General features: G+C 68.3%; 17 protein-coding genes and 1 tRNA gene. 5 read left to right on the forward strand and 13 right to left on the reverse strand.

Annotation, left to right across the window (positions count from 1 at the left end):
* Positions 1–18: 18 nt before the first annotated feature.
* The 5 genes from AVHM3334_RS10560 to AVHM3334_RS10580 form a co-directional block, all read right to left on the reverse strand.
* The gene (locus AVHM3334_RS10560) at positions 19–927 is read right to left on the reverse strand and encodes a LysR family transcriptional regulator (RefSeq protein WP_284412068.1); all 909 of its coding nucleotides are present in this window, start codon (positions 925–927) and stop codon (positions 19–21) included.
* A 47-nt stretch (positions 928–974) separates the two neighbouring features.
* Positions 975–2,699, reverse strand: coding sequence for a phosphoethanolamine transferase (locus tag AVHM3334_RS10565; protein WP_284412070.1), 1,725 nt, complete (start codon positions 2,697–2,699; stop codon positions 975–977).
* Between the two features lie 76 nt (positions 2,700–2,775).
* On the reverse strand, positions 2,776–3,657 hold the full coding sequence (gene fghA, locus AVHM3334_RS10570) for an S-formylglutathione hydrolase (protein ID WP_284412072.1): 882 nt from the start codon (positions 3,655–3,657) through the stop codon (positions 2,776–2,778).
* Positions 3,654–4,580, reverse strand: a complete 927-nt coding sequence (locus AVHM3334_RS10575) for an alpha/beta fold hydrolase (RefSeq protein ID WP_284412074.1) — start codon at positions 4,578–4,580, stop codon at positions 3,654–3,656. The genes fghA and AVHM3334_RS10575 overlap by 4 nt, the downstream gene beginning before the upstream one ends.
* Positions 4,581–4,611: 31 nt before the next feature.
* On the reverse strand, positions 4,612–5,718 hold the full coding sequence (locus AVHM3334_RS10580; protein WP_284412076.1) for an S-(hydroxymethyl)glutathione dehydrogenase/class III alcohol dehydrogenase: 1,107 nt from the start codon (positions 5,716–5,718) through the stop codon (positions 4,612–4,614).
* A 400-nt stretch (positions 5,719–6,118) separates the two neighbouring features.
* On the opposite strand from AVHM3334_RS10580, the gene AVHM3334_RS10585 reads away from it, so the two are divergent.
* Both AVHM3334_RS10585 and AVHM3334_RS10590 read left to right on the forward strand, forming a co-directional pair.
* Positions 6,119–9,502 (forward strand): PAS domain S-box protein, encoded by a 3,384-nt coding sequence (locus tag AVHM3334_RS10585; protein WP_284412078.1) that lies wholly within the window; start codon positions 6,119–6,121, stop codon positions 9,500–9,502.
* Positions 9,503–9,711: 209 nt separating this feature from the next.
* A complete protein-coding gene (locus AVHM3334_RS10590) occupies positions 9,712–9,918 on the forward strand; it encodes a hypothetical protein (protein WP_284412080.1) in 207 nt (68 codons plus the stop codon).
* A gap of 152 nt (positions 9,919–10,070) precedes the next feature.
* Here AVHM3334_RS10590 and AVHM3334_RS10595 read toward each other — a convergent pair.
* Positions 10,071–10,147 (reverse strand) — tRNA-Arg (locus AVHM3334_RS10595).
* A 227-nt stretch (positions 10,148–10,374) separates the two neighbouring features.
* On the opposite strand from AVHM3334_RS10595, the gene AVHM3334_RS10600 reads away from it, so the two are divergent.
* A complete protein-coding gene (locus AVHM3334_RS10600) occupies positions 10,375–12,120 on the forward strand; it encodes a cation:proton antiporter domain-containing protein (protein WP_284412082.1) in 1,746 nt (581 codons plus the stop codon).
* A 252-nt stretch (positions 12,121–12,372) separates the two neighbouring features.
* Here the strand turns inward: AVHM3334_RS10600 and AVHM3334_RS10605 are convergent, their stop codons facing one another.
* From AVHM3334_RS10605 to AVHM3334_RS10615, 3 genes are all read right to left on the reverse strand, one after another.
* Positions 12,373–14,265, reverse strand: coding sequence for a M14 family metallopeptidase (locus tag AVHM3334_RS10605; RefSeq protein WP_284412084.1), 1,893 nt, complete (start codon positions 14,263–14,265; stop codon positions 12,373–12,375).
* A gap of 167 nt (positions 14,266–14,432) precedes the next feature.
* Positions 14,433–15,467 (reverse strand): endonuclease/exonuclease/phosphatase family protein, encoded by a 1,035-nt coding sequence (locus AVHM3334_RS10610; RefSeq protein WP_284412086.1) that lies wholly within the window; start codon positions 15,465–15,467, stop codon positions 14,433–14,435.
* A gap of 65 nt (positions 15,468–15,532) precedes the next feature.
* Positions 15,533–17,395 carry a DEAD/DEAH box helicase gene (locus tag AVHM3334_RS10615; protein WP_284412088.1) on the reverse strand — a complete coding sequence of 621 codons (1,863 nt, stop codon included), beginning with the start codon at positions 17,393–17,395 and terminating at the stop codon, positions 15,533–15,535.
* 493 nt (positions 17,396–17,888) lie between these two features.
* On the opposite strand from AVHM3334_RS10615, the gene ettA reads away from it, so the two are divergent.
* Both ettA and AVHM3334_RS10625 read left to right on the forward strand, forming a co-directional pair.
* Positions 17,889–19,550 carry an energy-dependent translational throttle protein EttA gene (gene ettA, locus AVHM3334_RS10620; protein ID WP_284412089.1) on the forward strand — a complete coding sequence of 554 codons (1,662 nt, stop codon included), beginning with the start codon at positions 17,889–17,891 and terminating at the stop codon, positions 19,548–19,550.
* 51 nt (positions 19,551–19,601) lie between these two features.
* Positions 19,602–22,061 carry a DUF1631 family protein gene (locus tag AVHM3334_RS10625; protein WP_284412091.1) on the forward strand — a complete coding sequence of 820 codons (2,460 nt, stop codon included), beginning with the start codon at positions 19,602–19,604 and terminating at the stop codon, positions 22,059–22,061.
* A 45-nt stretch (positions 22,062–22,106) separates the two neighbouring features.
* On the opposite strand, the gene AVHM3334_RS10630 is transcribed toward AVHM3334_RS10625, so the two are convergent.
* The 4 genes from AVHM3334_RS10630 to AVHM3334_RS10645 are packed head-to-tail and all read right to left on the reverse strand — an operon-like array spanning position 22,107 to position 25,672.
* Positions 22,107–23,591, reverse strand: coding sequence for a TAXI family TRAP transporter solute-binding subunit (locus AVHM3334_RS10630; RefSeq protein ID WP_284412093.1), 1,485 nt, complete (start codon positions 23,589–23,591; stop codon positions 22,107–22,109).
* Complete coding sequence (locus tag AVHM3334_RS10635; protein ID WP_284412095.1) at positions 23,588–24,598, reverse strand: P1 family peptidase; 1,011 nt, start codon at positions 24,596–24,598, stop codon at positions 23,588–23,590. Before AVHM3334_RS10635 ends, AVHM3334_RS10630 begins: the two co-directional genes overlap by 4 nt.
* Positions 24,599–24,632: 34 nt before the next feature.
* Positions 24,633–25,127 (reverse strand): copper-binding protein, encoded by a 495-nt coding sequence (locus tag AVHM3334_RS10640; protein WP_284412096.1) that lies wholly within the window; start codon positions 25,125–25,127, stop codon positions 24,633–24,635.
* Positions 25,124–25,672, reverse strand: coding sequence for a DUF411 domain-containing protein (locus AVHM3334_RS10645; protein ID WP_284412098.1), 549 nt, complete (start codon positions 25,670–25,672; stop codon positions 25,124–25,126). The genes AVHM3334_RS10640 and AVHM3334_RS10645 overlap by 4 nt, the downstream gene beginning before the upstream one ends.
* Positions 25,673–25,693 lie beyond the last annotated feature (21 nt).

The following is a 25,693-nucleotide window of genomic DNA, read 5'->3' on the forward strand; positions in this document are numbered from 1 at the left end:
TGCACCGGGTGGGTGCGCTCAGCCCTGCGTGCGCTTTTTTCGGGCGGGTTTGGCGTTGGCCACATAGGCCTGGGCGGATTCGAGCACCGATTCGGTGATTCCGGAGCCCGGGTCTTCGCGGTAGCTGGCGTGAATGGGCAGGTCAGCCAGCGTGCAGGAGGCCCGCAAAATGTGCAGCGGCATGCGGTGCGAGAGCCGTTGCGTCACCGCTCGCGGCAAAACGGCGATGCCGAACCCTGCTTCGATGAGCTGCAACATGGCCGAAATCGACGAAATGGCATGGATTCGCGGCACGGCCACTTCGGATTCCTGAAACAGCTGCAGCAGCGCCTGGTGCGGATGGGAGCCTCTTTGGAAGGTGATCAGATCGTGCTGCGCGAGCCGCTGCAGGTCGTAGCGACCGGCCGCATGCAGGCTCTTGTGCCCGACGAACACCAGTTCCAGCGAGGGCATGAGCCGGGTGCGCACCGCAGTGTCGGTGGCGGGGATCGAGGTGAACACCAGGTCCTGCGCCCCGCGCCGTACCTGGTCCACCAGCACGGGCGAGGTTTCCACCGTGAGCTCCAGCTCGAAGTCCGGGCGGGTCTTGCGCACCTCTTGCAGCCAGCCCGTGAGCCAGCTGTGCACGACCGATTCGATGGCCCCTATGCGCAGCGCGACCGGTGCGTGCGGGCTGGTGCCAAGCTCTTCCTTGACCTGGCGCTGCAGCTCCAGCAGTCGCACGGCGAGCAACTGGAAGCGCTGGCCCGCAGCGGTCAGGCGAAAAATGCGCTCCCGGCGATCCAGCAGGATCACGCCCAGCTCGTCTTCCAGCGCAGCGATGCGGCTGGACAAGGCCGATTGCGTGATGTGCAGCTTTTCGGCGGCCCGCGTGATGCTCTTGAGAGACGCTGCCCAATGGAATGCTTCGACGAACCGCAGATTCATGCGCGGATTGTCGCCTCCGGCCGGCAAGGCCGGCTGGACTGGGTCGATCAGCCCATCGGCACCGCGCGGCAATGCGCGAACATGTCGTTCGACTTTTCGTACACGCTGGTCTTCACGTCCATCAACCCCAGGATGGAATGGAAATAGTTGTCGTGCGACAGGCGCCGATCGGTCAGGTCTTTTTGCAGGCATGCGGTCGCCGTGCCGGTGCGCGACTGCATGGCGGGCGACAGCCAGGTGATCCAGGGCACGTGCTTTTGCACGTCCGGCGCGATGCTGTAGGGCATGCCGTGCAGATAGAGGTTGTTCTCGCCCAGCGATTCGCCGTGGTCCGCCACGTACATCATCGCGGTCTGTTCGGTGTCCGAACGGGCCGCGAGCCATTGCAGGGTGGCGTTCAGGAAGTGGTCGGTCGAGACGATGCTGTTGTCATACGCGTTCACGACCTCCTGGCGCTGGCATTCCTGCAGGGCCGAGGTGCGGCACTCGGGCTGGAAAGGCTTTTGCGACGGCAGCGAGCGCTTGAAATACGCCGGTCCGTGGCTGCCCATCTGGTGCAGGACCACCACCGTGCCGCGCGCGCGCTGCTCGGCGGGCAGGGCGGCAATGCGGGCATCCAGGCCCTTGAGCATGATGTCGTCCAGGCATTCCTTGCCATCGGCGCACCATTCGGGATCGTTCGGCTTGGCGGAGGTGCTGGCCTCGGCCACGCGGTCGCACACGCCTTTGCAGCCGGACTGGTTGTCCACCCACAGCACGGCAAGCCCTGCGTGCTGCAGCACGTCGAGCAGCCCTTCCGAGCGCACATGGCGCGATTCGTACGCCGTGCGGCCCAGGTTGGAGAACATGCATGGCACCGAAGCCGCCGTGCTGGTGCCGCAAGACCACGCGTTGCGCGCACTGACGAGGTCGGTGCGGGCCGACAGCTCGGGGGTGGTCGGGCGCGCATACCCGTTGAGGCCGAAGTTGCCGCTGCGGCCCGTCTCACCCAGCACGAGCACCAGCAGCGGTGGCTTGGCCTGGCCGGCATAGGTGGCGCCGAGCTTGGCATCGCGGCCCAGCGGCATCAGCGGGCCGGCATCCTGGCGCAAGGGGCGCGCTGCGGCATTGCCCACGGCATAGAGGCTGTTGAGCGGGTTGATCAGATAGCGCAATTGCGTGTGGTTGCGCATGGCGGATGAAAAGTCCTGGAAGACCACGAACACCGATCCGGCAGCAAGAATCAGCGACCCTGCCAGCAGCAGGGCGTGGAAAGCGAGATGGCGCGTCCACTGCAGCGTCTTGATGGGCGTGCGCGCCAGCCACCAGAGGGCGGGACCTGCCAGCGCTGCGACGGTGAGCGGCAGGCGCCAGTCGAGCAGGTCGGCGGCCTCGCGGGGATCGGTCTGCAGCACGTTGGTCACCATGCCGGTGTCGATCACGATGCCATATGCCGTCATGAAGTACGTGCCGAAGGCCGCGGCCAGCACGGCAATGGACAGCACCGGCTTGGTCAGGCGGCCCCAGGCCAGCAGGCCGAGCACGGCGGCGTTGGCGGCCGCCACCGCCGACATGAACATCAGCAGGAACACCCAGGTATGCAACCCGCGTGATTCCTGCAGCCCCGTGACCGCCTGCCAAAGGTGCACGTTGCACACGGTCGCCAACCACAGGCTGACCAGTGCGATGACGGCAGCGGGATGCCATGGCCGCCTTGCGACGGCGAAGGGCAGGGGGGTTGGAACGCGTTCACGGGTAAGAACCCGCAACGGTGGCTGCAAGATGTCAGGCATGGCGCGGATTCTTTTCCGCGTGCCTTAAGTCAAGATTAAGGGCTTTTTTAGCGCGCCGCCCCTTGGCGCGGGCGGGTCAACGGTCGCTGCGCGCGCCGCTCAAGCCGCTGGCGTGGTGGGCCAGATGGTCATCCATGAAGCTCTGGATGAAGTAGTAGCCATGGTCGTAGCCCTCGTGCCGGCGCAGGGTGAGCGGCTGGCCGATGGCCTGGCAGGCGGCTTCGAAATGCTGGGGATGCAATTGCTCGGCCAGAAACTTGTCGCCCAGGCCCTGGTCGATCAGGATGCCCGCAGGGTAGGGCGCCAGCGGCTGGTTTTCCATGAGCACCGTGGCGTCGTGCTCGCCCCAGGCCGTGCGGTCCGCGCCCAGGTACCCCGTGAACGCCTTTTCGCCCCAGGGGCACTGCGTGGGCGCACAGATGGGGGCAAAGGCCGATAGGGACTGGAACAGGCCCGGATGGCGAAGCGCGAGCGTCAGCGCACCGTGCCCGCCCATCGAGTGGCCGAAGATGCCCAGCCGCTCCCGGTCGATCGGCAGATGCTGCCCGATCAGCGGCAGCAGTTCCTGCACCAGATAGCTCTCCATGCGCCAGTGGGTGTTCCAGGGCGCCCTTGTGGCGTCGAGGTAGAAGCCCGCGCCGACGCCGAAATCCCAGCTGGCCGTGGCGCCCGGCAAGGCTTCCACGGCGGCGCCACGCGGGCTGGTGTCGGGCGCGATGAGCGCCAGGCCCAGCTCTGCCGCCCGGCGCTGGGCACCCGCCTTCACCATGAAGGTTTCTTCATTGCAAGTGAGCCCCGCCAGATACAACAGTGCGGGCACCGGCCCTTGCGCAGCCTGAGGGGGCAGATAGACCGAGAACTTCATCGGCAGGCCGATCTCGGTGGAATCGTGTTGGTAAAAGCGCTGCACGCCGCCGAAGCTGCGGTGTTCCGACAGGGTTTTGAAAGAGTTGGTCATGGGGATGAACGGGTAGGAAGTTGGGCGTTGACCAGTTCGAGCACCGCGTCGGCAAACACCTGGGGCGCCTCTTGCGGCAGGTTGTGCCCGGCGCCGGGCACCCAATGGTGCGAGCGCGGTCCGGTGAACTTCGCGGCGTGCGCCGAGGCATCGGCTGGCGGGCGTACCCCGTCGTCCAGGCCATCGAACGTGATGGCCGGTACGCGAATGGCGGGCTGCACCGCAAGGCGGTTCTCGATCTCGGCGCAGGCCGGGTCGCCCGTGACCAGGCCGAACCGGTGGCGGTAGGAGTGGATCACCACGTCCACGAAGTCGGGGTTGTCGAAGGCGGCCGCGCTGCGCTCGAAGGTGGCGTCGTCGAACTTCCAGGTCGGCGACCACAGCTGCCACAGCAGCCGGGTGAGCGCACGCCGGTCGTTCGCCAGCCCGGCCCGGCCCCGCGCGCTGTGAAAGTAGTACTGGTACCAGAGGCTGTGCTCGTTGGCCGGCGTGTCGGGTTCCATGGCCCGGGCGATGTCCTGGATGTTGTAGCTGTTGAGCGAGACGAGCCCCGCGCACCGCTGCGGCCACAGTGCCGCGACCACGCACGCCGCGCGCCCACCCCAGTCGTAGCCCGCCAGCACCGCGCGTTCGATCGCCAGCGCATCGAGCAGCGCGAGCAGATCGGCGCCCAGCGCCGCCTGCTCGCCGGAGCGGGGCGTGGCATCGCTCAGGAAACGCGTCGGCCCGTAGCCCCGCAGGAAAGGCACCACCACTCGGCAGCCCTGCGCGGCCAGCATCGGCGCCACTTCGGCATACGCATGGATGTCGTAGGGAAAACCATGCATCAGCAGCACGGGTGGCCCGTCGGCGGGGCCGGTCTCGAAATAGGCGACTTCGAGCACGCCGGCCTCGATCCGGCGCAGGGGTTCCATGCGGTTCATGGCGGGCACCTTTCGCGCGGCTGGGCCGAGGTCAGTAGATGACGACGCCGCGAATCGATTCGCCGCTCTTCATCAGATCGAAGCCCTTGTTGATGTCGGCCAGGGGCATGGTGTGGGTGATCAGGCTGTCGATGTCGATCTTGCCCTCCATGTACCAGTCCACGATCTTGGGCACGTCCGTGCGCCCCCGGGCGCCGCCGAAGGCCGAGCCCTCCCATTTGCGCCCCGTGACGAGCTGGAACGGGCGCGTGCTGATCTCGGCGCCGGCCTCGGCCACCCCGATGATGATGCTGCGGCCCCAGCCCTTGTGCGTGCATTCCAGCGCCTGGCGCATCACCTTGGTGTTGCCGATGCACTCGAAGGAATAGTCCGCGCCGCCGTCGGTCAGTTGCACGATGGCGTCCACCACGTTCTCCACCTCGTTCGGGTTGATGAAGTGCGTCATGCCGAACTGGCGTGCCATTTCCTGGCGGGCGGGGTTGATGTCCACGCCGATGATCTTGTCGGCGCCCACCATCTTGGCGCCCTGGATCACGTTCAGGCCGATGCCGCCCAGGCCGAACACCACGACGTTGGCACCGGCCTCCACCTTGGCGGTGAACAGCACGGCGCCGATGCCGGTGGTCACGCCGCAGCCGATGTAGCAGACCTTGTCGAACGGCGCGTCCTCACGGATCTTCGCCAGCGAAATCTCGGGCGCCACGGTGTAGTTGCTGAACGTGCTGGTGCCCATGTAATGGAAGATCGGCTGGCCGTCGATGCTGAAGCGGCTGGTGGCGTCGGGCATCAGGCCCTTGCCCTGCGTGCCGCGGATCAGCTGGCACAGGTTGGTCTTGCGCGAGAGGCAGAACTTGCACTGGCGGCACTCGGGCGTGTACAGCGGAATGACGTGATCGCCCTTCTTGAGCGTGGTCACGCCCGGGCCCACGTCCACCACGATGCCTGCGCCTTCGTGGCCCAGGATGGCCGGGAAGATCCCTTCCGGATCAGCGCCCGACAGGGTGTAGTAATCGGTGTGGCAGATGCCCGTGGCCTTGATCTCGACGAGCACTTCGCCGAACTTGGGGCCCTGCAGATCAACGGTTTCGATGGTGAGGGGTTCACCGGCTTTCCAGGCGACGGCGGCTTGGGTTTTCATGGGGGAGGGCTCCTGTCAGTGTTCGGTTCTGGGGTCTTGTTCGCAGCAGGGTTTCTATCAGATGCCGGAAAGCCGGATCTGCACCGGGGTAACGGGCAACGGCGGGCCGTGGGTGCGCACTTGTCTGCGATGCACTCGCCGAAACCTTGGCAGCGTGTGTGGGTTTTCGGGCCGAGCCAGCCGATGTGAAGGTTCCGCTTCTCCCTGGCTGCGGGACTGCGTGGGCGAGCGAAGGGCCGTTTTGGGAATCGGTTCGTCGGCACGCGCTTCGGCACGCAGCCATGGGGCCTGTCGAAAAAAGGCATGATGCAAGGTTGAGCAGGGCGCGCGAGCCATGGATGCCGCGCCTGTTTTTCCCACGACGAGGCCAGCCCCAGCGAGCGATTCAAAGGTTTTTCCAATGCATACCGTCCCCGGCCCAGCGGCCGCAGGCCCCATCGACGACTCTCCGGGCACCCGCCCCGACGCACTAGCAATCACCGATTTCGACTGGTCTCAGACCCCCCTGGGCAACATCGAGCACTGGCCCCAGTCCGTTCGGGCGGCGCTGGCCCAATGGACCAGCGATGCAGCGGTGTCGCCCCTGCCGGACGGCGACATCCGCAACCGCCAGATCCTGGACAGCGCCATCGACTACGCCATCGTTGCGTTCGACTTGGACGGAAAGGTCACCCGCTGGAACGAAGGCGCCCGCCGCGTGCTCGGCTGGACGGAGCTGGAAATGCTGGGCCACGACGCTGCCCGGATCTTCACGCCCGAAGACCGCGCCGCTCGCCGGATGGAGATGGAGATGCAGGCCGCGCTCACGCGGGGCGTGGGCACCGATGAACGCTGGCATGTGCGCAAGTCCGGCGAGCGGTTCTGGGCAAACGGCGAGATGACGCCCATCCGCGATGCCGAGGGTACGCCCATCGGTTTCGTGAAGGTGCTGCGCGACCGCACCGAACAGCATCGCGCGGCCGAGGCGCTGCGCCTGTCCGAAGAGCGCCTGCACCGCGCCCAGAAGGCGGGGGGCGTGGGCACGTTCTCCCTGGAACTGGCCACCGACCTGCTGTACGGCACGCGGGAGTTCTACCGGATCTTCGGGGTGCCGGAAGCCGAGAGCATTCCCGCCAAGGCACTGGAGGCCCTGGTGCTGCCCGAGGACGCGCACGTGCGCTCCGCCCGCGACACGCGCAGCACCGAATCGGCCCCGCTGGACGTGGAATACCGCATTCGCCGCGCCAACGACGGCGCGCTGCGGTGGGTGGCCCGCAAGGCCGATTTCGTGCGCGGGCCGGACGGAACCATCGTTCGCATGGTCGGGGTGGCGCAGGACATCACCGAACGCAAGGCGGCGCTCCAGGCCGTGAAAGACAGCGCCGCGGAGTTTCGTACCTTTGCCCAATCCCTGCCCAGCCACGTCTGGACGGCCCGCAATGATGGCTATCTGGACTGGTTCAACGACCGGGTCTATGAATACAGCGAAGCCGAACCAGGCTCATTGGACGGCGACGGGTGGACCCGGCTCGTTCACCCCGAAGATCTGGCCGCGGTCACGGCGCTCTGGCGCGCCAGCGTGGCGTCCGGCGAACAGTACGAGACCGAGTTCCGCATCCGGCGCGCCGACGGCGCGATGCGGTGGCATCTGGTGCGGGCGCTGCCCTTGCGCACGGAAAGCGGCACCATCAAACGGTGGATCGGCACCAGCACCGACATCCACGAGCAGAAGCTGGTGCAGGCGGAGAGCGTTCGCGATCGCAATCGGCTGTGGGAGCTTTCGCGCGAGATCATGCTGGTGTTCGACCTTCGCGGCGTGATCGTCGCGGTGAACCCGGCCGCCACCCGGCTCCTGGGCTGGGAAAAGACCCAGATGGCCGGACATACCGTGGGCGAGTTCATTCACCCGGAGGATGCCGACAACATGGTGGCCGAGCTGGCGGAACTGGCCGGCGCGGCCACCACGCTGGTGTTCGAAAACCGCTGGCGCAAGCACGACGGCACCTATTGCCTTTTGAGCTGGACGGCGGTGCCCGAAGACGGTTTCGTGCATGCGGTAGCGCGCGACGTGACCCGCGAGCGCACGGCCGAGGAAGCCTTGCGCCAATCGCAGAAGCTGGAAGCCATCGGCCAGCTCACCGGCGGGGTCGCGCACGATTTCAACAACGTGCTGGCGGTGATCCGTACCTCGATCGATCTGCTTCGGCGCGTGCAGCTGACCGACGAGCGGCGCTACCGCTTCATGGAGTCGATCTCCAACGCGGTGACCCGGGCCACCAAGCTCACGGGCCAATTGCTGGCGTTCGCGCGGCGGCAGGCCTTGCAGCCCACCGTGTTCGACGCGGGGCACAACACCCGTGCGGTCAGCGAAATGATCAGCAGCCTGGCGGGTGCCCGCATCGAGATCGAGCTGAAACTGGCCGAGACCGCCTGTTTCGTGCATGCCGACCCGAGCCAGTTCGACACGGCGCTGGTGAATCTGGCCGTCAATGCACGCGACGCCATGAAGGGCAGCGGCAAACTCACCATCGAGGTGCGGGCCGTGTCCGAGATTCCGGCGCAGCAGTCGCAGCCCGCAGTGCAAGGCCGATTCGTGGCGGTGTCGATCATCGACAGCGGCACGGGCATCGCGCCCGAACACCTCACGCAGATCTTCGAGCCTTTCTTCACCACCAAGGGCGTGGGGCATGGCACGGGGCTGGGGCTGTCGCAGGTGTTCGGTTTCGCCAAGCAGTCGGGCGGCGACATTCGCGTGGAAAGCACGGTGGGGCAGGGCAGCCGCTTCACGCTGTACCTGCCGCGTGCGGCGCGCCCTGGCTACGATCACCCGTCGGCCGAGACCGATGACCGCCTGGCGCTGGGCAACGGCGGCTGCGTGCTGGTCGTGGAGGACAACGCAGAGGTCTCCGCCTCCGTCGAGCAGACCCTGCACGAACTGGGCTACACCACCGTGGTGATGTCCAGCGCCGAAAAGGCGCTGGAAACGTTGAAGGCCGGCACGGGCCGATTCGTGGCCGTGTTCTCGGACGTGGTCATGGCGGGCATGAGCGGTATCGAACTGGGCCGGGAGATCCGCCGGCGCTATGGCACTGCACTGCCCATCGTGCTGTCCAGCGGCTACAGCTACGTGCTGGCGCAGAGCCCCGACCATGGCTTCACCCTGCTGCCAAAACCCTATTCGCTGGACGAGCTGGCCCAGGTGCTGCATGACAGCATCCACGGAGGCGACACCCCACGCCCGCGCCGCCGCAAGGTGCGCACCTCGCTGCCCCCATCGGCGGCGGCCGATGCCGCGCAGACGGAAATGCTGAGGCAGGCCGAGCTCGAATCCATGCGCATCCTGGACACCGAAGAAGAGGCCGCCTTCGACGAATTCGCCAGGCTGGCCGCGAGCTTCTGCCAGACCCCGATCGCGCTGGTGTCGCTGGTGGACAGCGATCGGCAGTGGTTCAAGGCCAAGGTGGGGCTGCCGGTGCGCGAAACGCCGCGCGAGCATTCGTTCTGCGCCCACGCCATCCTGGAACCGGAGAGCGTCATGATGGTGTGCGACACGTCGCAGGACGAGCGCTTCGCCAACAATGCGCTGGTCACCGGCGAGCCCAGGATCAAGTTCTATGCGGGGGCTCCGCTCATCACCTCGACCGGGCAGGCACTGGGCACCCTTTGCGTGATCGACCGCGTTCCGCGTGAGCTGGAAACCCGGCAAGTGGAAGTGCTCCAGTTCCTGGCGGCCCAGTTGGTGGAGCGCCTCGAAGCCCGCCGGGCCAGCCTGATCGACGCGGCAAACCCCGCTGTGCAGAAGTAGGAGCACCCCCCACGGCCATCTGCGCTGCGAGCCATCGGTTTGGGCCGATTCAGCGGGAAAAACGGTGGCCATGGGGTGTGGATGCGCTGCTCGAAGGCGGCGCGTCGGACAGCGCCTACCCCATTCAGCCCGCACTTCCGACGTGCCACTCGGTGTTGCAAGCGCCCAATGGCAGCCCAGACGACCGGTCTGTGTTCAGGAGGGCCCCCATGTTTTCAAACCCAGATGTTCCGTCGCCGCTGTATTTTGGCGAAGGCACCCCTGCGGCGCAGATGGGGGAGTTCGGCGCCTTCGGCCGCCAATGGCAGCAGGGCGACGGCGCCATGGACGCGGACGGACAGGAAGTCTTTCGCTCCTCAGCCCGCGATTTTCAATACGGTGACAGCTGCCGCTTCGAAACCCAGGCCCAGGGCTGAAGCCCGTATTTCGGCTTTTCAAAGCCGGTGAGCCAAGTGCCTTGTCATCGCCATCGCCATCGCAGCGCGGATGGGAAAGCCCGATAGGCTTTTGGCACCGTTGGTTCTTCCCAGGATTGATTCCGTGCGCTGGTTTTGCGAGGTGGATTGAATGGCCTGCCCGGAGGGACTCGAACCCCCGACCTATTGCTTAGAAGGCAATTGCTCTATCCGGTTGAGCTACGGGCAGACTGAAAAAAGAGGTGCGGCAAAGAATGACCGCAGCACGGCAGCATGCTGTGCGTCACACCCCAAAGGGCGGTGGCCAGCGGTCCGTGCGAGGCGTGAATGATACCTGCCCGCCGAGGGCGTTCCGCCTTGGATTCCTGCACGGCGGATTTTGCGTGGAGCGAGCCCTTGCGGGTATAACGCAATGGCAGGCGCCTGCCCGACGCGCCGGTCGTTCCTCTCCACTCCATGCCGCACAGCCTTTCACTCATCAACACCATCGCCGCGGCGCTGGGTCTGGCACTCGTGCTGGGCTTCATCGCCACCCGCATCCGCCTGCCGGCACTGGTGGGGTATTTGCTGGCGGGTGTGGTGATCGGGCCGTTCACCCCCGGGTTCGTGGCCGATGGCGAGATGGCCAGCCAGCTGGCGGAGATCGGCGTGATGCTGCTGATGTTCGGGGTGGGCCTGCATTTTTCGCTCGGTGATCTGTTGGCGGTGCGCAAGATCGCGGTGCCCGGCGCCCTGGTGCAGATGGCGGTGGCAACGCTGCTGGGCATGGGCCTGGCCCTCTGGTGGGGGTGGGGGCTGGGTGGCGCGCTGGTGTTCGGGCTGGCGTTGTCGGTGGCCAGCACGGTGGTGCTGCTGCGGGCGCTGGAGACGCTGGGCATTCTCGATTCCTACACCGGGCGCATCGCGGTCGGTTGGCTGGTGGTGGAAGACCTCGCCATGGTCCTGGTCCTGGTCCTGCTGCCCCCGCTGGCGCAATGGCTGAACGGCACGGCGGGCGCCGGCAGCACCGCCGAACTCTGGAAAACGCTGGGCTGGACCATCGCGCAAGTGGGCGGCTTCGTGGCGCTCATGCTGGTGGTCGGGCGGCGGGTGTTCCCGTGGATTCTCTGGCAGGTGGCGCGTACCGGCTCGCGCGAGCTGTTCACGCTGTGCGTGGTCGCCGCGGCGGTCGGCATCGCCTTCGGCTCCGCCGCGCTCTTTGGCGTGTCGTTCGCACTGGGCGCCTTTTTTGCCGGCATGGTGATGCGCGAGTCCGAGTTCAGCCACCGCGCCGCGCAGGAATCGCTGCCGCTGCGCGATGCGTTCGCGGTGCTGTTCTTCGTGTCCGTGGGCATGCTGTTCAACCCCTGGGTGCTGGTGGAGCGGCCCTTTCAGGTGCTGGCGGTGGTGGCGATCATCATCCTGGGCAAGACGCTGGCCGCTGCGGCGCTGGTGCTGACCTTCCGCTACCCGCTGAACACGGCGCTCACGGTGTCCGCCAGCCTGGCGCAGATCGGCGAGTTCTCTTTCATCCTCGTGGGGCTGGGCGCTTCGCTGGGTCTGCTGCCGCCGGAAGGCGCCAGCCTGGTGCTGGCGGGCGCGCTCATTTCCATCGCCGTCAACCCGCTGCTCTTTCATGCCATCGCGCCGCTGCAGGCGTGGCTGCGCGCCCGTTCGGCCTTCGCGCGCCGGCTGGAGCAGCGCGACGATCCGCTGGCGGAACTGCCCTTGACCACCCATCGGCGCTACCTGGCGCGCCAGGTCGTGCTGGTGGGCTACGGCCGCGTGGGCCGGCGCATTGCTGCGGCCCTGTCGGAAAACGACATTCCCTTCGTGGTGGCCGAGCAGAACCGCGACCTCGTCGAAACGCTGCGCAACGGCGGCATGGCCGCCGTGTACGGCGATGCGGTGGAGCCCGCAGTGCTGATCCAGGCGCATATCGCACGGGCGCACATGCTGGTGATCGCCACGCCCAATACCCTGGATGTGCGCCAGATCATCGCCACGGCGCGCACGCTCAACCCCGACATCGAGACCGTGGTGCGCAGCCACAACGAGGCCGAGGCGCGGCTGCTGGAGCAGGAAGAGGGCGTGGCCAAAGTGTTCCTGGGCGAAGAGGCGCTGGCCGCCGCGATGACCTCGCATGTACTGGGCCGCGCCGGGGACCGTGAGGCAGAGGCGAGCGCCCCGGCTGCGCTGGATGAGCGGCCCGCCTCGGTGTGAGTCAAATACGGCCCCGCCGCATATTCCACTAAGGCATATAGCTATAAAATTTATAGCAATCGAATGGGCGGCTGCCCGACTGCTACCGCTTCTGGCGGATTGCCCTTGCTTGTCTTGTCGCCTGCTTGCGGGGGGCTAAGCAGGCAGCGATGGATCGGCGCTGGCTGGCATCGCGCCTTGTCCTTCTGAAGCGCGCTGAGCGCGCACCCTCGACGACCTGCGAGAGAGCGCGTCCCGTCGTCCGTCAGCCCGTCAGTCCGTCTCTTCGAACACCAGCGATGGCGTGGTCATGACCCGCGCCGTATCGCCCAGCCCCGTGATGAGGTGGTTGGCGAAGTAGCTGTTCTGCGTGTCGGGCTCCAGTGCCGCGACGGCGAGGTTCGCCAGGGGCTGGTTCATCGGCACGTAGTAGCTGCCGGCAGGCACATCGATGGCCGTGCGCACGGTGGTCACGCGAACGCGGGTGATGTCCTGCTGGCCTGCGATGGCGCCGCGCACGTCCTGGCGGGCGCCTTCCTCGCGGCTGGTTTCCTGGTAGCTGTCGCTCAGCAGCGAACCGGGCTCCGCCACCCGCATGACCTGGAGGCCGAGCAATTTCAGGCGCTCCACCGCCTCGCCCGCGGTGGGCGAGAGCCAGTAGCCGCAGGGCCGGGTGCGCGACGACACGGTGCGCAGTTCCAGCGATGAGTTCCAGTCCACGCGCACCGTGCGGTCGGCACCGGTGGCGGGGTCCAGCATGACCAGATCGCGCTGGCCGGCCGTGGGGCCGGCTTCGATGGCGATCTGGCCGCGGCAGGCCTGCGCCGCGGTGTCGCGCACCACGAAAGACCGCACCTGCTCGAGGTTGCTGGCACGCTCGGCCGTGCTGCGCAGCGCGCTGGACAGCGCGGTGACCTGGGCGTGCACGCGGCGCTGGATGTCCAGCCGCCCGATGCCCACGCCCCGCGTCTCGATCAGCATGCTGACCGCGTTCTTGAGCCCGTTCACGTTGCGGCCGGTGTCAGGCTGCGTGCCGCCCATCGACACGCGGCGGTCCTGCGGATCGGTCGATGTCGTGTAGTACCACTCGCTGGTGAGCCCCTGGCTTTGCAGCGCGGTCACCATGGGTGGGTGATACCACTCGCGCGCGGCCTTGGTGAGGAACTCGGGCACGTTGGCGGTGGTGGCGTACTGCAGCAGGGCGTCGTACTTCTGGATGGCGCCGAACTTCTCCAGGAACCGGCCCGCCACGGTGTATTCATGGGCGTCGAGCACCGCGATGGGGCGGTAGTCCCGCGTGAGCCGCGCCAGGGCCTGCGCTTCCGGGGTGTTGAGCAGCAGGTGGTCGCGGTTCATGTCCACGCCGTTGGCGGTGGCGCGGGTGCCGGCTTCGGCGCCGTCCGGATTGGCACGCGGCACGACGACGACGTTGATGCGGTCCAGCAGCGGCTCCAGCAGGCCTTGCGACAGTTCGCGGGCCATTACCAGCAGCGCCTCGCCGCCGGCGGGTTCATCGCCGTGCTGCTGGCCGATCAGCAGCACCGTGGGCTTGCCGCTCGCGTCCAGGCTGGCGATGTCGGTGCCGGGCGCATGCGTGAGCACCAGCGCCTGCAGCGGCGTGCCGCGCTGTGACATGCCGAGGTCGAGCACCGCGGCCTTCGTCGCGCCTTGGGCCGCCGAGGCCAGCTGCTGCAGCCATTGGGAGGCTTCGGCGTTGGTGGTGAAGGCGCGGCGGCCTTCAGCCAGGCCGGGGGTTTCGTAGTGCACGGACGGCGCCGGAAAGCGGGCCGCCACGGCGGCGCTGTAGGGCAGGTCCGCCAGCGGGGCTGCGGCGCCAGTGGGCGCGGGTGGGGGCGCGGTGGGTTCCGCGCTGGGGATGATGGGGGTGGACGTGACGGGCGAGGTGACGACTTCGGCGCGCTGCGTGCCCAGCGGCGGCGGCACCACGCGAGCCGCCTGGGGGCGGGGCGCTGCCGGCACCGTGGCCTTGGGCGGCGCCGAGGAAGGCCATGGCGGCAGCGGAGTGCTGCCGCAGGCCGCCAGCAGGGCCGACGCCAGCACCGCGCTGCAGGTCCCCAGAAAGCGCGTCTTCGGAGGCTCTGCGCCGGCGATGCCGGCCGTGGGGGGCGAAGAAAGGGCGCGGCGTTGGATAAGGGGCTGTTTCATGGTCTGGGGGATCCGGCTGAGGGCCTTCAGTGACTGGCCGCGCGATGTTACCCGGCGTTGCAAGCCTTGCGTGTCGGTCAAAAGCGCTCCCGTGACGGGGTTGCGCGGTTTTTTCGCAGCGGGCGCGCTGTCGCGAACCGGCCGGCTTCAGCGCGGCGGCCGCCGGCTCAAGGAGCGGAGGGCGTCGGCAGGCGCAGCAAGGCGCGCACGAAGCCGTGGTCGGACCGGGACCGGTCGCGCCCCTCGTGCAGGTGGTCGTTGAAGTAATCGACGCGCCGCACGTCGCCGGTGTGGGCGCCGGACCGGGCGTTCGGCACGAACTCTTCGCTGACGAGGATCTGGTCGAGCACCGCCGGCGTGCCCTGATGGATGTGGGAATAGGCCACATCCTTCTTCAGGGCGGCATCGCCCTGCACGTCGTAGGCGTTGTACAGCGCCACATCGCGGGCCTTGCGGTCGTAGGCGACTTCGGTGGTGGCGCAGATGAGCTGCGTGGTCACGCTGTCGGGCGTGTCGTTGAAGTCGCCCATCACGACCAGCGGCACATCGGTGCGCTGCAGCAGATCGACCACGAGGCAGCGCAGGGCCGTCGCCTCCACGCCGCGCATGATGAGAGAGCGCAGCGACGCCAGGGCCGCCACCTTGCGGTCATCGCGGTCTTCGAGGGGCTGCCCGAGGGCATCGAGAAGAAACTTGGGACGCTTGGATTTCAGGTGCGCGGTGACCACGTTGACGATCTGGCCGTGCTTCATGCGCAAGGTCGCCAGCAGGGGCGGGCGCTCGAAACGGTGGTGCATGCCAAGGCCCGGCACCTCCACCGCCAGCGCGGGTGGAAACTCTGCGATCGATTGCAGCGATTCGACGCGCAGCCGCGTCGCCAGGCCCACCCGGGGCGTGCCTTGGGCGCCGTGCGACGCCCCGCCGTTCTCGGCGCCCGGCACGCTCACGAAGTCGTACCGCAAGCCGCTGCGGCCGATGGCCGACTGGAGGGCCTGTTCGTCCCACACTTCCTGAACGGCCAGGACGTCGGCGTTCAGGGTGCGGATGCGGCTGCCCAGCCAGTCGATCTTGCGCTCGAACTCGGCCTGGGTGTAGGCGTCCTGGTTGGGATAGAACACCCGCCCGGGCAGGGCGAGGTTCAGGGTGTTGCAGGTGGACACCTGCAAGGTGTCCATCGGCCGCACGGGATCGGCTGGGCGCATGCGTTCCTCGTTCAGGAGAGGGCCGCCGCGGTGCCGCCGTGCTGCATCGTCAGGTGCTGATGGGCTCAGCGGCCGTAGCCGCCACCGCCACCACCGCTGCGGGGGCCGCCGCGCGAGCCGCCGCCGGAGTTGCCGCGGTTGCCACCACCACCACCGTAGCCGCCACCACCACCGCCGCCACCGCTGCGATAGCCGCCACCGCCACGGCGGCCGGAGCCTGCCATGCTGTCCACGCTGGTGCGCATCGGGTCTGGCTGTCCGCCGCCCGCACCGGCATGGCGAGGCGCGCCCAGATGGCCGCCCGTCTGTGTGCCCAGGTGCGCGTTTTCGCGGCGTGGCTGACCGTCGTCGAAGCGGTTTCCACCGCCACCGCCACCACCACCGCCGCCATTGCCACCGCCGTAGCCTCCACCGGCATTGCCGCCGCCGGGGCCGCGTCCGCCACGGCCGGCCGCCTGCGCGCCGGGACCACGGGGATTGCCGCCTGGGCCGCCTGCACGCGGGCCGTTGCCGCCGCGTCCGCGCGGGCCGCCGTTGCCGCCGCCTTCGCTGGCCGCAGAGCGGGCTCCGCCGCCTGCCGCACCACGGGCACCGCCACCACCGCCCGCAGGCTTGGCGCCGCGCTCGCCGCCACCCTGGGTGGCCTTGTTCGTGCGGATGCGGTCCATCATTTCGCTGCGGGCAGCCTTGGCGGCCGCCTGCATGACTTCACGGCTCGGGGGCTTGCCTGCGCCGCCCCAGATCGTCTGGCGGCCCATGGCGATGGGCTCGGCCTTTTCGCCGGGTTCGGGGCCGAAGCCTTCCAGGATCTGGACCGGAATCTCCTGCTTCGTGAAGCGCTCGATGTCCATCATGAAGCCTTCTTCGTCCATGCAGACCAGGCTCACGGCCTGGCCGCTGGCGCCCGCGCGGCCGGTGCGGCCGATGCGGTGAACGTAGTCTTCCGACACGTTCGGGATTTCATAGTTGACGACGTGCGGCAGTTCGTCGATGTCGATGCCGCGGGCCGCGATGTCGGTGGCCACCAGCGCGCGGATGTCGCCGCTCTTGAAGCCGGCCAGGGCCTGCGTGCGGGCGCTCTGGCTCTTGTTGCCGTGCAGCGCCATCGCGTTCACGCCGTTCTTGGTCAGGAATTCGGCCACGTTGTTGGCGCCGAACTTGGTGCGGGTGAACACCAGCACCTGACTCCAGTCGTGCTCCTGGATGATGTGCAGCAGCACTTGCTTTTTCTTGCCGCGGCCCACGGGGTGGATCACCTGGGTGATGCGCTGCACCGTGGTGTTGCGCGGCGTGACCTGGATGCTCTGCGGGTTCTTGAGCAGCGTGTTGGCCAGTTCGCGGATTTCGTCGCTGAACGTGGCCGAGAACAGCAGGCTCTGCTTGTCCTTGGGGACCAGGGCGAGGATCTTCTTCACATCGTGGATGAAGCCCATGTCCAGCATGCGGTCGGCTTCATCGAGCACGAGGATTTCGACCGTGGACAGGTCCAGGAAGCCCTGTTGCTGCAGATCCAGCAAACGGCCTGGCGTGGCGACCAGCACGTCCACGCCGCGCTTGATGCGGTCGATCTGCGGGTTCATGCCCACGCCGCCGAAGACGACGGTGGAGGAGATGTCCACGTATTTGCCGTATTCGCGCACCGACTCTTCGACCTGGGCGGCCAATTCGCGCGTGGGGGTGAGCACCAGGGCGCGCACGCCCTTGCCACCGAATTTGCTCTTGGGAGCGGTGCCCTGCGACAGGCGGTGCAGCATGGGCAGGGTGAAAGCGGCAGTCTTGCCGGTGCCGGTCTGTGCGCCGGCGAGCAGATCGTGGCCCTCGAGCACGGCGGGGATGGCCTGTGCCTGGATGGGTGTCGGGGTTTCGTAACCCTGTTCGTGCACGGCCTTCAGAATGGCTGGGGCCAGATTCAGTTCGTCAAAGTTCATTCAAGGAAACGCCCTGTCCGGGCGCTGGGGGCATCGGCCTGTCGCAAGACCCATGTCGGGGTTGCGGCCAGTCAAGGCAGATGGGATTCACGAATGGGAGCCAGAACACCGCTTGGCGGCTTCCTCGTCCCCAGCAGGTTGCTGAGGCCACCGATCACTGGAGCCGGTGGCTGGGCGCTATTGTGGCACGAGAAGCCCGCGGGCGGTCCATGGCTTTACACGGCGCGCGCATGGCCGGCCATGCGCCGGCCCGGCCCAGAGACTTAGTAAGAGCCCGCAAAGGCCCGAAAGGCGCGTTCGTCCTCGCCGGGTGCCTGCGGCCAGGGCGTGCAGAATGCCGGCAGAACTGTCTTACGGGCACCGCGTTGCGGGGTTGCCGCAGGCTGCGGGACCAAAGCATCCGATAATCTCTCCGAACGCGCCTGTCCGGCTGGCCTCCCCGGCCGCTTTTGCATCTCCGGCAGCGCAGCCCCCATCTAAGGAAAGAAAGCCAATGGCCCAATACGTGTATTCGATGAACCGCGTCAGCAAGACCGTGCCGCCGAAGCGGCAGATCTTGAAGGACATCTCTCTCTCGTTCTTTCCCGGCGCCAAGATCGGCGTGCTCGGCCTGAACGGTTCGGGCAAATCAACGCTGCTGAAGATCATGGCGGGCGTGGACAAGGAAATCGAAGGCGAAGCCATTCCCATGCCGGGCCTGACGATCGGCTACCTGGAGCAGGAACCCAAGCTCAACCCCGAGCACACCGTGCGCGAGAGCGTGGAAGAGTCGATGGGCGCGGTCTTCGCGGCCAAGGCCCGCCTGGAAGAGGTCTATGTGGCCTACGGCGCCGAAGACGCCGACTTCGACGCGCTGGCGGCCGAGCAGGCCGAGCTGGAGGCGATCATCGCCACGGCCGGCACCGATTCTGAGCACCAGCTGGAAATCGCCGCCGACGCGCTGCGCCTGCCGGCCTGGGACGCCAAGATCGGCCTGCTGTCCGGTGGTGAAAAGCGCCGCGTGGCGCTGTGCCGCCTGCTGCTGTCCAAGCCCGACATGCTGCTGCTGGACGAGCCCACCAACCACTTGGACGCTGAATCGGTCGAGTGGCTGGAAGTGTTCCTCAAGCGCTTCTCGGGCACCGTGGTGGCCATCACCCATGATCGCTACTTCCTCGACAACGCCGCCGAATGGATTCTGGAACTGGACCGCGGCCGCGGCATTCCATGGAAGGGCAACTACAGCACCTGGCTGGAACAAAAGGGCGACCGCCTGGCGCAGGAGCAAAAGAGCGAAGAAGCCCACGCCAAGGCCCTGAAGAAGGAACTGGAATGGTCGCGCCAGAACCCCAAGGCCCGCCAGGCCAAGAGCAAGTCGCGCCTGGCGCGCTTCGAAGAGCTGAGCGATTTCGAATACCAGCGCCGCAACGAAACGCAGGAGATCTTCATCCCCGTGGCCGAGCGCCTGGGCCAGCAGGTGTTTGAATTCCACAACGTCAGCAAGTCCTTTGGCGACCGCGTGCTGATCGACAACCTGAGCTTCAACATCCCACCGGGCGCCATCGTCGGCATCATCGGCCCGAACGGCGCCGGCAAGTCCACGCTGTTCAAGCTGTTGGCGGGCCGTGAGAAGCCGGACAGCGGCGAAGTGGTGGTGGGCCAGACCGTCAAGATGGCGTTCGTGGACCAGCACCGCGACGTGCTGGAAAACGAAAAGACCGTGTGGGAAGACATTTCCGGCGGCCTCGACATCCTGAACGTCGGCAAATTCCAGATGGCCAGCCGTGCTTATGCGGGCCGTTTCAACTTCAACGGCTCCGACCAGCAAAAGAAGGTGGGCAGCCTCTCGGGTGGCGAGCGCGGGCGTCTGCACCTGGCCAAGACGCTGATTGCCGGCGGCAACGTGCTGCTGCTCGATGAACCCTCGAACGATCTGGACGTGGAAACCCTGCGGGCGCTGGAAGACGCGCTGCTGGAATACGCCGGCACCGTGCTGGTGATCAGCCATGACCGCTGGTTCCTGGACCGCATCGCCACCCACATCCTGGCCGCCGAAGGCGACAGCCAGTGGGTCTTCTTTGACGGAAACTATCAAGAGTACGAAGCCGACAAGAAAAAACGGCTGGGCGAAGAAGGCGCGAAACCCAAGCGCATGCGTTACAAGGCACTCAAGTAAGCAACAACCCGTTAGGATTGCCGCTGCAGCTGTTTTTTTCGCCCGCCCAACATGTCCCTGTCCGCGTCCCGGTCCAGAACGGTCTTTCGTGCCTGCGTCGTCAACGCGGTGCGGCAGGGCGAGGCATTGATGGGCCGGCTGACCAGCGTGACCCAGGGCGCGCTGGCCAGCGATGAATCGAGCGAGCGCAACATCCAGCAGCGCACGGTGCTGGCCGATGCGCTGCGGCTGATCAAGCAGCACGAGGACACCCTGGCCAAGGCATACCCGATGGCACTGCTCGAAGTGTTCGCGGAAGGGCCGGCTCCCTCCAGCGCACGGGCCCGGCCGGCCGACGAGACCGGTATCGACTTCGGCGAACTGTCGCTCATGGACGAGTCCGAGGTCCTGGCCCAGGTCGAACTCTCACGCGCACAGCAGATCGCGGTGCATGCCACCGAGGCCACGCTGGCCGAGCTCAACACCCTGGTGAGTTCGGCGCAGGGCCTGCAGCGCGTGCAGCCCGAGCGCAACCCGCTGCGCCCTGAAAACTACATTCGCGCCCTCCAGCAGGTGGTGGGCGAGACAGGCGTTTCCGCCGATATCCGGCAGGTGTGGATGGCCCACATGCGCAAGGTGCTGGGCGATGAGCTGGTCGCGGTCTACAAGGCCGCCGCCCAGACCCTTCGCGACAACGGCATCGCGCCCGTCGGCTATGCCGTGGCCGGGCACGCGGGCCAGGGCATGGGCCGTTCGACCGGCTACGGCGGCGCCGCCGGGCATCCGAGCAGCCACGGGGGCGGCTACGGGCCGCAATCCTCGCTGCATGGCAATCCCATGAGCGGGTATGGCAACCCGAACGCCAGCCAGTACGGAGGCCCGTACGCCAGCCAATATGCCAGCCAGTACGCAGGCATGGGTGGCGGCGGTGGCGGCCCCGTGTCGATGGGAATGCCACTCGCCCCCGAGGCCGAGGAGGCCCTGCTGACCGTGGGCATGCTGCGCCAGATGCTCGCCAGTTCGGGCGATGCGCTGGCCTATGGCATGGCGCCCGCGGCCGCGTTCGGCGCGGTGCCCTCGTCGCAGCAGGGCGCGTGGGTCGAAGCGCGCAGCGGTGGGCCGGCCAGTTCGCAGATGGGGCCGGGCGGATCGGACTATTTCCCGCCCAGCAGCGCGGCAGCGGCCGAGGCGATGGAAGACATCGCCCAGCTGGAGCGGCTGGTCGGCCGGCTTGCCGGCAGCCAGCCGGCAGCGCTCGCGCCCTGGAGCGCTGCAGGCGGCGGCGCCCCGATGGCGGTGCAAGGCGGCGTGCCCGTGGTTGCGGTACCTGCGCCGTCGCCATCGCCTTCCCGTACGGCTACCGAAGTGGTGAGCCGCATGATGGACAACATCGCGCAGGACAACCGGCTGCCCCCGCCCATTCAGCGGGCCGTGCAGAACCTGCGTCCCGCCATCAAGCAACTGGTGCGGCACGACCGCCGGTTCTTCACCGATGAAAAGCACCCCGCACGCCGCCTGCTGGACGAGCTGACGCAGCGCGCGCTGGGTTTCGAATCCGAATCCGACCCTGGCTTCGACCGCTTCATGCGGCTCGTGGACGAGGCGGTGAGCCACCTGGCCACCAGCGAGAGCCAGGACGCCGACACCTTCGCCACCGTGCTCACCGCGCTGGAATCGGCCTGGGCCTCGCAAGAGCGCCAGATGCGCGAAGCGCAGGAGGCCGAACGTCAGGCCGCGCTGCGCGTGCAGCGGCGCGAGGCCCTGTCCAAGCGCATCGCCGCCGACATTCGCGCACTGGCGGGGGCGGCGCAGGTGCCGCAGGACATTCTCGATTTCGCGGCCGGCCCCTGGGCCGACGTGGTGGCACTGGCGCAAATGGACCACCCTGGCAGCGAGGACGGCGACCCCGGTGGCTACCTGGCGCTGGTGCCCGAACTGTTCTGGGTCGCCCAGCCCGAGCTGGCGGCGGCCGAGCCCGACCGCCTGGGCGGCATCGTCACCCGCATGCTGGGCACGGTGCGCCAGGGGCTCGACAGCGTGGGCCATGCCGAAGCCATGGCCAGCGCCGTGCTGGAGCGCATCGCGGGGCTGCACCAGACGGCAATGGAGCGCGCCGCCAGCCTGGCGCTGAACCCAGCCAGCGCCCTGGCTGAAGATGCGGACAGCATGGAAACCATCGTGCCGCCCGAATCCCTCTACGGCTCGCTGCACGAGTCCGGCGTGGCCGGCGAAAGCGAGACGGCGCCGGCAGGCGCCGATGCCGCGGCGGCCGAGTTTCCACTGGGCATCTGGGTCGAGCTCATCAGCAACCAGCGCGCGGTGCACACACAGCTCACCTGGTCCAGCCCGCACAACACGCTGTTCCTGTTCACCGCGGCCGATGGCAGCACGCAATCGATGACGCGGCGCATGCGCGACAAGCTCACGGCCGAAGGCGCGCTGCGCGTGCTGCCCGGCCCGCCGCCCTCGGTGGTGGCCCAGGGCCGTGCCCAGCGCGGCAGCAAGGGCGCCAAGCCGGTCAGGCCGCGCTAGGCGGCTTGGCGGGCCGGCTCTCGCCCCGCTTCGCGTGTGCGGCCCTCAGACGGGCGCCTCTACCGGCGGTGCGACGGCCGCAGGTGCAGCAGACGCATGCGGCACGGCAGGCGAGGCCATTGACCCGGTTTCAGTGGCGGCTCCGGACCCGGACCCGACGGCTCCAGTCCCAGTTCCCGTCCCCGCTCGCAGCTTCTTGCGCACCAGGTGGATGTGGTTGCGCAGTGCGTACAGCTCATCCGCATACGACAGCGGCACGCTCACTTTTTCGACCTGCGCTTCCAGCCGGTCGAGGGCCTCGCGCAGCGCCTCGGGGGCGGTCTGCCCGGCGTCCATCTCGTCCTCGATCTCGCGCAGGCGGCCATACCAGCGGAACACGCGCGAGCGCACGCGGAACTGGTACAGCGGCGGCACCACGCGCGACAGCGGCAGCATGGCCGCCAGCAAGATGCCCAGCACCAGCCACATGCGCTCGATCAGGTTCGCCAGCCAGAAGGGCAGGTAGCGCTGCAGCAGCGGCGCAGGCTCGTTGATGGCGCGCTCGCCCTCGGCGGCGATCGGCAGCTCGCTGTGGCGCGTGCTCGGAAACTCCCGCGCCCGGTTGAACCAGCCGGCGCTGCCGTGCAGCGTCTGGGCGTTCTGCGCGAACAGCTGCAGCAGCGCCGGGTGCGTGCCCTCGCGCGCCAGCAGCGACGTGGTGGAGGCCACCAGCCGCACATCGCTGGGCGGCACGTTGGCGGCCAGGTCCACCACGCCGCGCGGCAGCGTCACCGGCGTGAGGAACGGAAAGCGCCTTCCATATGCCTCGTGCTGCGGAAAGTCCATCAGCCGCACGCCGGGCGTCTGCAGCAGCATCTGCACCATGAGCGATTGCGGGGCCGAGGCGAACACCAGCGCGTCGATGCGGCCCGCCAGAAATTCCACCGTGGCCGGCGTCTGCCCCAGTTCGGACAGCCGCAGCGCCTTGGGTTCCATGCGGTTGGCCTCCAGCAGCTTTTCCATCAATGTAGGCACGCCGCTGCCGGCGGTGCCCACGTTCACGCGCAGGCCACGCAGTTGCGCCAGGCTGTCGAGCCGGCCGCTTTTGACGACGTGCCGGGCCGCGTCGGTGCGGTAGAAGATCCACACCGGCTCGACGAACAGGCTGCCCAGCGATTCCAGCGCGCCCGTGTCTTCGGGCCTCAGCTCGCCCGTGCCGCCCTGCACGAATGCCAGGTCGGCTTCGCCGCTGCGCAGCAGTTGCAGATTGGTGGAAGAGCCTTCCGTCTCGCGCAGCACGACCTCGATGCCATCGGCCGCCAGCGCCTTCTGGTAGCGTTGGCCAAAGTCCGCGTAAGCGCTTTGCGCGGGGCCGGTGGCGAGGGTGACGCGCTTCGGGGGGGCAGGCTGCAGCCACCAGTACGCCAGCACCAGCAGGCCCACGGCCAGAAAGGCGAGCGGTCCGGCGGAGAGGATCAGGTCGCGCACGTTCAGCAGCGCGGTGTGAACCCGGCGCGTGACGGTTCGGGAGCGGGCGGCGAGTGCGTTCATCGGCCGAGGTCCGCCGCGCACGGCAGGTACAGGCCTTCGTCGGTGGTGAGTGACCGGGCCGCCAGCACGGCGCGCAGCGTGGCGCGGGCCACGGCTTCGGCCGCCATGGTGGCCAGCACCAGCATGCCGGCGTGGCGGCCCGAGGCGCCGGTGGCCAGGGCGAACAGCGTGTCGCCGTCCAGTTGCGTGTGCACCGGGTTGATGCTGCGCGCCAGCCCGTCGTGCCCCGACAGCGCCAGGCGCTGCGCCTGGGCCTTGGTCAAGACGGCATCGGTGGCGATCACGCCGATGGTGGTGTTGGTGCCGGGCAGCACGGTGATGGGCGGAACGCCTTCCAGCAGTGCGCGGCGCGTGTCCATCAGGCGCTGCCCGTCTTCGGTCCGCGCGCCCGCCACGGGTCGGGCGGTGTGGGGATCGATCACGTCGCCCACGGCGTTGCAGGCGATGAGCGCGCCCACGGTGATGCCGTCCAGCGACACCGAGGCCGTGCCGACGCCGCCTTTCATCGCGCGCCCGATGCCGAAGAGCTTGCCCACTGCCGCCCCCGTGCCCGCGCCCACGTTGCCTTCGGCGGGATCGTCCCGCGACGCGGCCGCGCAGGCTGCGTAACCGGCCGCCGCGTCGGGGCGGATGTGCATGTCGCCCACGAGCAAGTCGAACAGCACGGCGGCCGGCACGATGGGCAGGCGGCCGACCGAAACATCCAGCCCGACGCCGCGCTCCTCCAGCCAGCGCACGGCGCCGGTGGCGGCTTCCAGCCCCCAGGCGCTGCCGCCCGCGAGCACGATGGCATGCACTTTCTCGACCAGGTTGGAGGGCGCGAGCAGGTCGGTCTCTCGCGTGCCGGGCGCGGCGCCCCGCACATCGACGCCGCCCACGGCGCCCTCGCGCGCCAGGATGACGGTGCAGCCCGTCGGGCGGCGGGCGTCGGTGTGGTGGCCGACCTCGATGCCCGCCACGCGGGTGATGCTGCCGGCGTCGCCGGCCAAACGGGATGCTGGGGTCATATGGGCGGCGATTATGGCGCCGCGCCGCCGGCCCTCAGCGATCGGCCTCGATGCGGGTGATGACGAGCGCGCCCCGCTGGTCCTCCGCGCGAAAGCGCACCGCGGTGCCGGGCGTGAGGGGCACGGCCGGGGTCGGCGCCTGCAGGCGGAACACCATCGTCATGGGTGGCATGGCGAGGTTCTTGAATGCACCGTGGCGCAGCGTGAGCTTGCCCGCCGACGGCTCCCAGCGCACGACTTCGCCCCGTGCGAGTTCGGTGTCCGGCGCGGCCGTGCCCGCTTCAGACCCTGCCGGCGCCGCCCGCGCGGCAGGGGCAGCGGCTGCTTCGGCCGTGTCCTTGTCGGTGTCGGTGTCGGTGTCGGTGTCGGTGTCGGTGCTCGTGCCTGAGTCCGTGTGGCTGGCAGGCCCGCTGGGTTCGCCGTGCGCACCGTGTCCCGATGGCCCGTGGGAAGACGCCTGTACGGTGGCGATGCCTGCCAGCGCCAGGAAGAGCGCGGCGGCGCGGAGGGCGGAAAGCCGGTGGGTCATGCGGGCTCCTTCCGGGGGCTTGGGTAGCGGCTGAAGACCCGCGTGCTGGCTGCGCCATGCGCCACCAGCAGCACCTCGTACGGGTCCTGCCGGCCTTGGTAGATCGCGCCGTCCATGCCCGGCGAACCCACGGGCATGCCGGGCACGGCCAGGCCCAGGGCCTTGGGTTTTTCGCGCAGCAGGCGCTGCACGTCCGCCGCCGGCACATGGCCTTCCACCAGGTAGCCGCCCACCAGCGCCGTGTGGCACGAGCCCAGCTTCTGCGGCAGCCCCAGCCGGCTGCGCACCGCGGCGTTGCCGGTGTCGTGCACCGTGGCGCGAAAGCCGTGGGCGTTCATGTGGTCCACCCAATCCTGGCAGCAGCCGCAGTTCGGGTCTTTCCAGACCTCGATCGCGGTCGGCGGTGCGTCGGCGGCCAACGCTGGCCAGGGAGCGATGGCGGCGGCGCCCAGGGCCGCGAGGCCCTTCAGCGCACGCCGACGCGCGTCGAGCCGAGGGCGGTGGCCGCCCGTGGCGGCGTGGGTGTCGGTGCAAGTGGGGGTCATGGTGGATTTCCTTTCGGGTCG

The sequence above is a fragment of the Acidovorax sp. SUPP3334 genome, from assembly GCF_030159055.1.
GTDB lineage: Bacteria > Pseudomonadota > Gammaproteobacteria > Burkholderiales > Burkholderiaceae_C > Paracidovorax.

Coding starts and splice junctions, on each gene's coding strand:
- AVHM3334_RS10560 (WP_284412068.1), bottom strand. CDS start 927: ATGAATCTGCGGTTCGTCGAAGCATTCCATTGGGCAGCGTCTCTCAAG.
- AVHM3334_RS10565 (WP_284412070.1), bottom strand. CDS start 2,699: ATGCCTGACATCTTGCAGCCACCGTTGCGGGTTCTTACCCGTGAACGC.
- fghA (WP_284412072.1), bottom strand. CDS start 3,657: ATGACCAACTCTTTCAAAACCCTGTCGGAACACCGCAGCTTCGGCGGC.
- AVHM3334_RS10575 (WP_284412074.1), bottom strand. CDS start 4,580: ATGAACCGCATGGAACCCCTGCGCCGGATCGAGGCCGGCGTGCTCGAA.
- AVHM3334_RS10580 (WP_284412076.1), bottom strand. CDS start 5,718: ATGAAAACCCAAGCCGCCGTCGCCTGGAAAGCCGGTGAACCCCTCACC.
- AVHM3334_RS10585 (WP_284412078.1), top strand. CDS start 6,119: ATGCATACCGTCCCCGGCCCAGCGGCCGCAGGCCCCATCGACGACTCT.
- AVHM3334_RS10590 (WP_284412080.1), top strand. CDS start 9,712: ATGTTTTCAAACCCAGATGTTCCGTCGCCGCTGTATTTTGGCGAAGGC.
- AVHM3334_RS10600 (WP_284412082.1), top strand. CDS start 10,375: ATGCCGCACAGCCTTTCACTCATCAACACCATCGCCGCGGCGCTGGGT.
- AVHM3334_RS10605 (WP_284412084.1), bottom strand. CDS start 14,265: ATGAAACAGCCCCTTATCCAACGCCGCGCCCTTTCTTCGCCCCCCACG.
- AVHM3334_RS10610 (WP_284412086.1), bottom strand. CDS start 15,467: ATGCGCCCAGCCGATCCCGTGCGGCCGATGGACACCTTGCAGGTGTCC.
- AVHM3334_RS10615 (WP_284412088.1), bottom strand. CDS start 17,395: ATGAACTTTGACGAACTGAATCTGGCCCCAGCCATTCTGAAGGCCGTG.
- ettA (WP_284412089.1), top strand. CDS start 17,889: ATGGCCCAATACGTGTATTCGATGAACCGCGTCAGCAAGACCGTGCCG.
- AVHM3334_RS10625 (WP_284412091.1), top strand. CDS start 19,602: ATGTCCCTGTCCGCGTCCCGGTCCAGAACGGTCTTTCGTGCCTGCGTC.
- AVHM3334_RS10630 (WP_284412093.1), bottom strand. CDS start 23,591: ATGAACGCACTCGCCGCCCGCTCCCGAACCGTCACGCGCCGGGTTCAC.
- AVHM3334_RS10635 (WP_284412095.1), bottom strand. CDS start 24,598: ATGACCCCAGCATCCCGTTTGGCCGGCGACGCCGGCAGCATCACCCGC.
- AVHM3334_RS10640 (WP_284412096.1), bottom strand. CDS start 25,127: ATGACCCACCGGCTTTCCGCCCTCCGCGCCGCCGCGCTCTTCCTGGCG.
- AVHM3334_RS10645 (WP_284412098.1), bottom strand. CDS start 25,672: ATGACCCCCACTTGCACCGACACCCACGCCGCCACGGGCGGCCACCGC.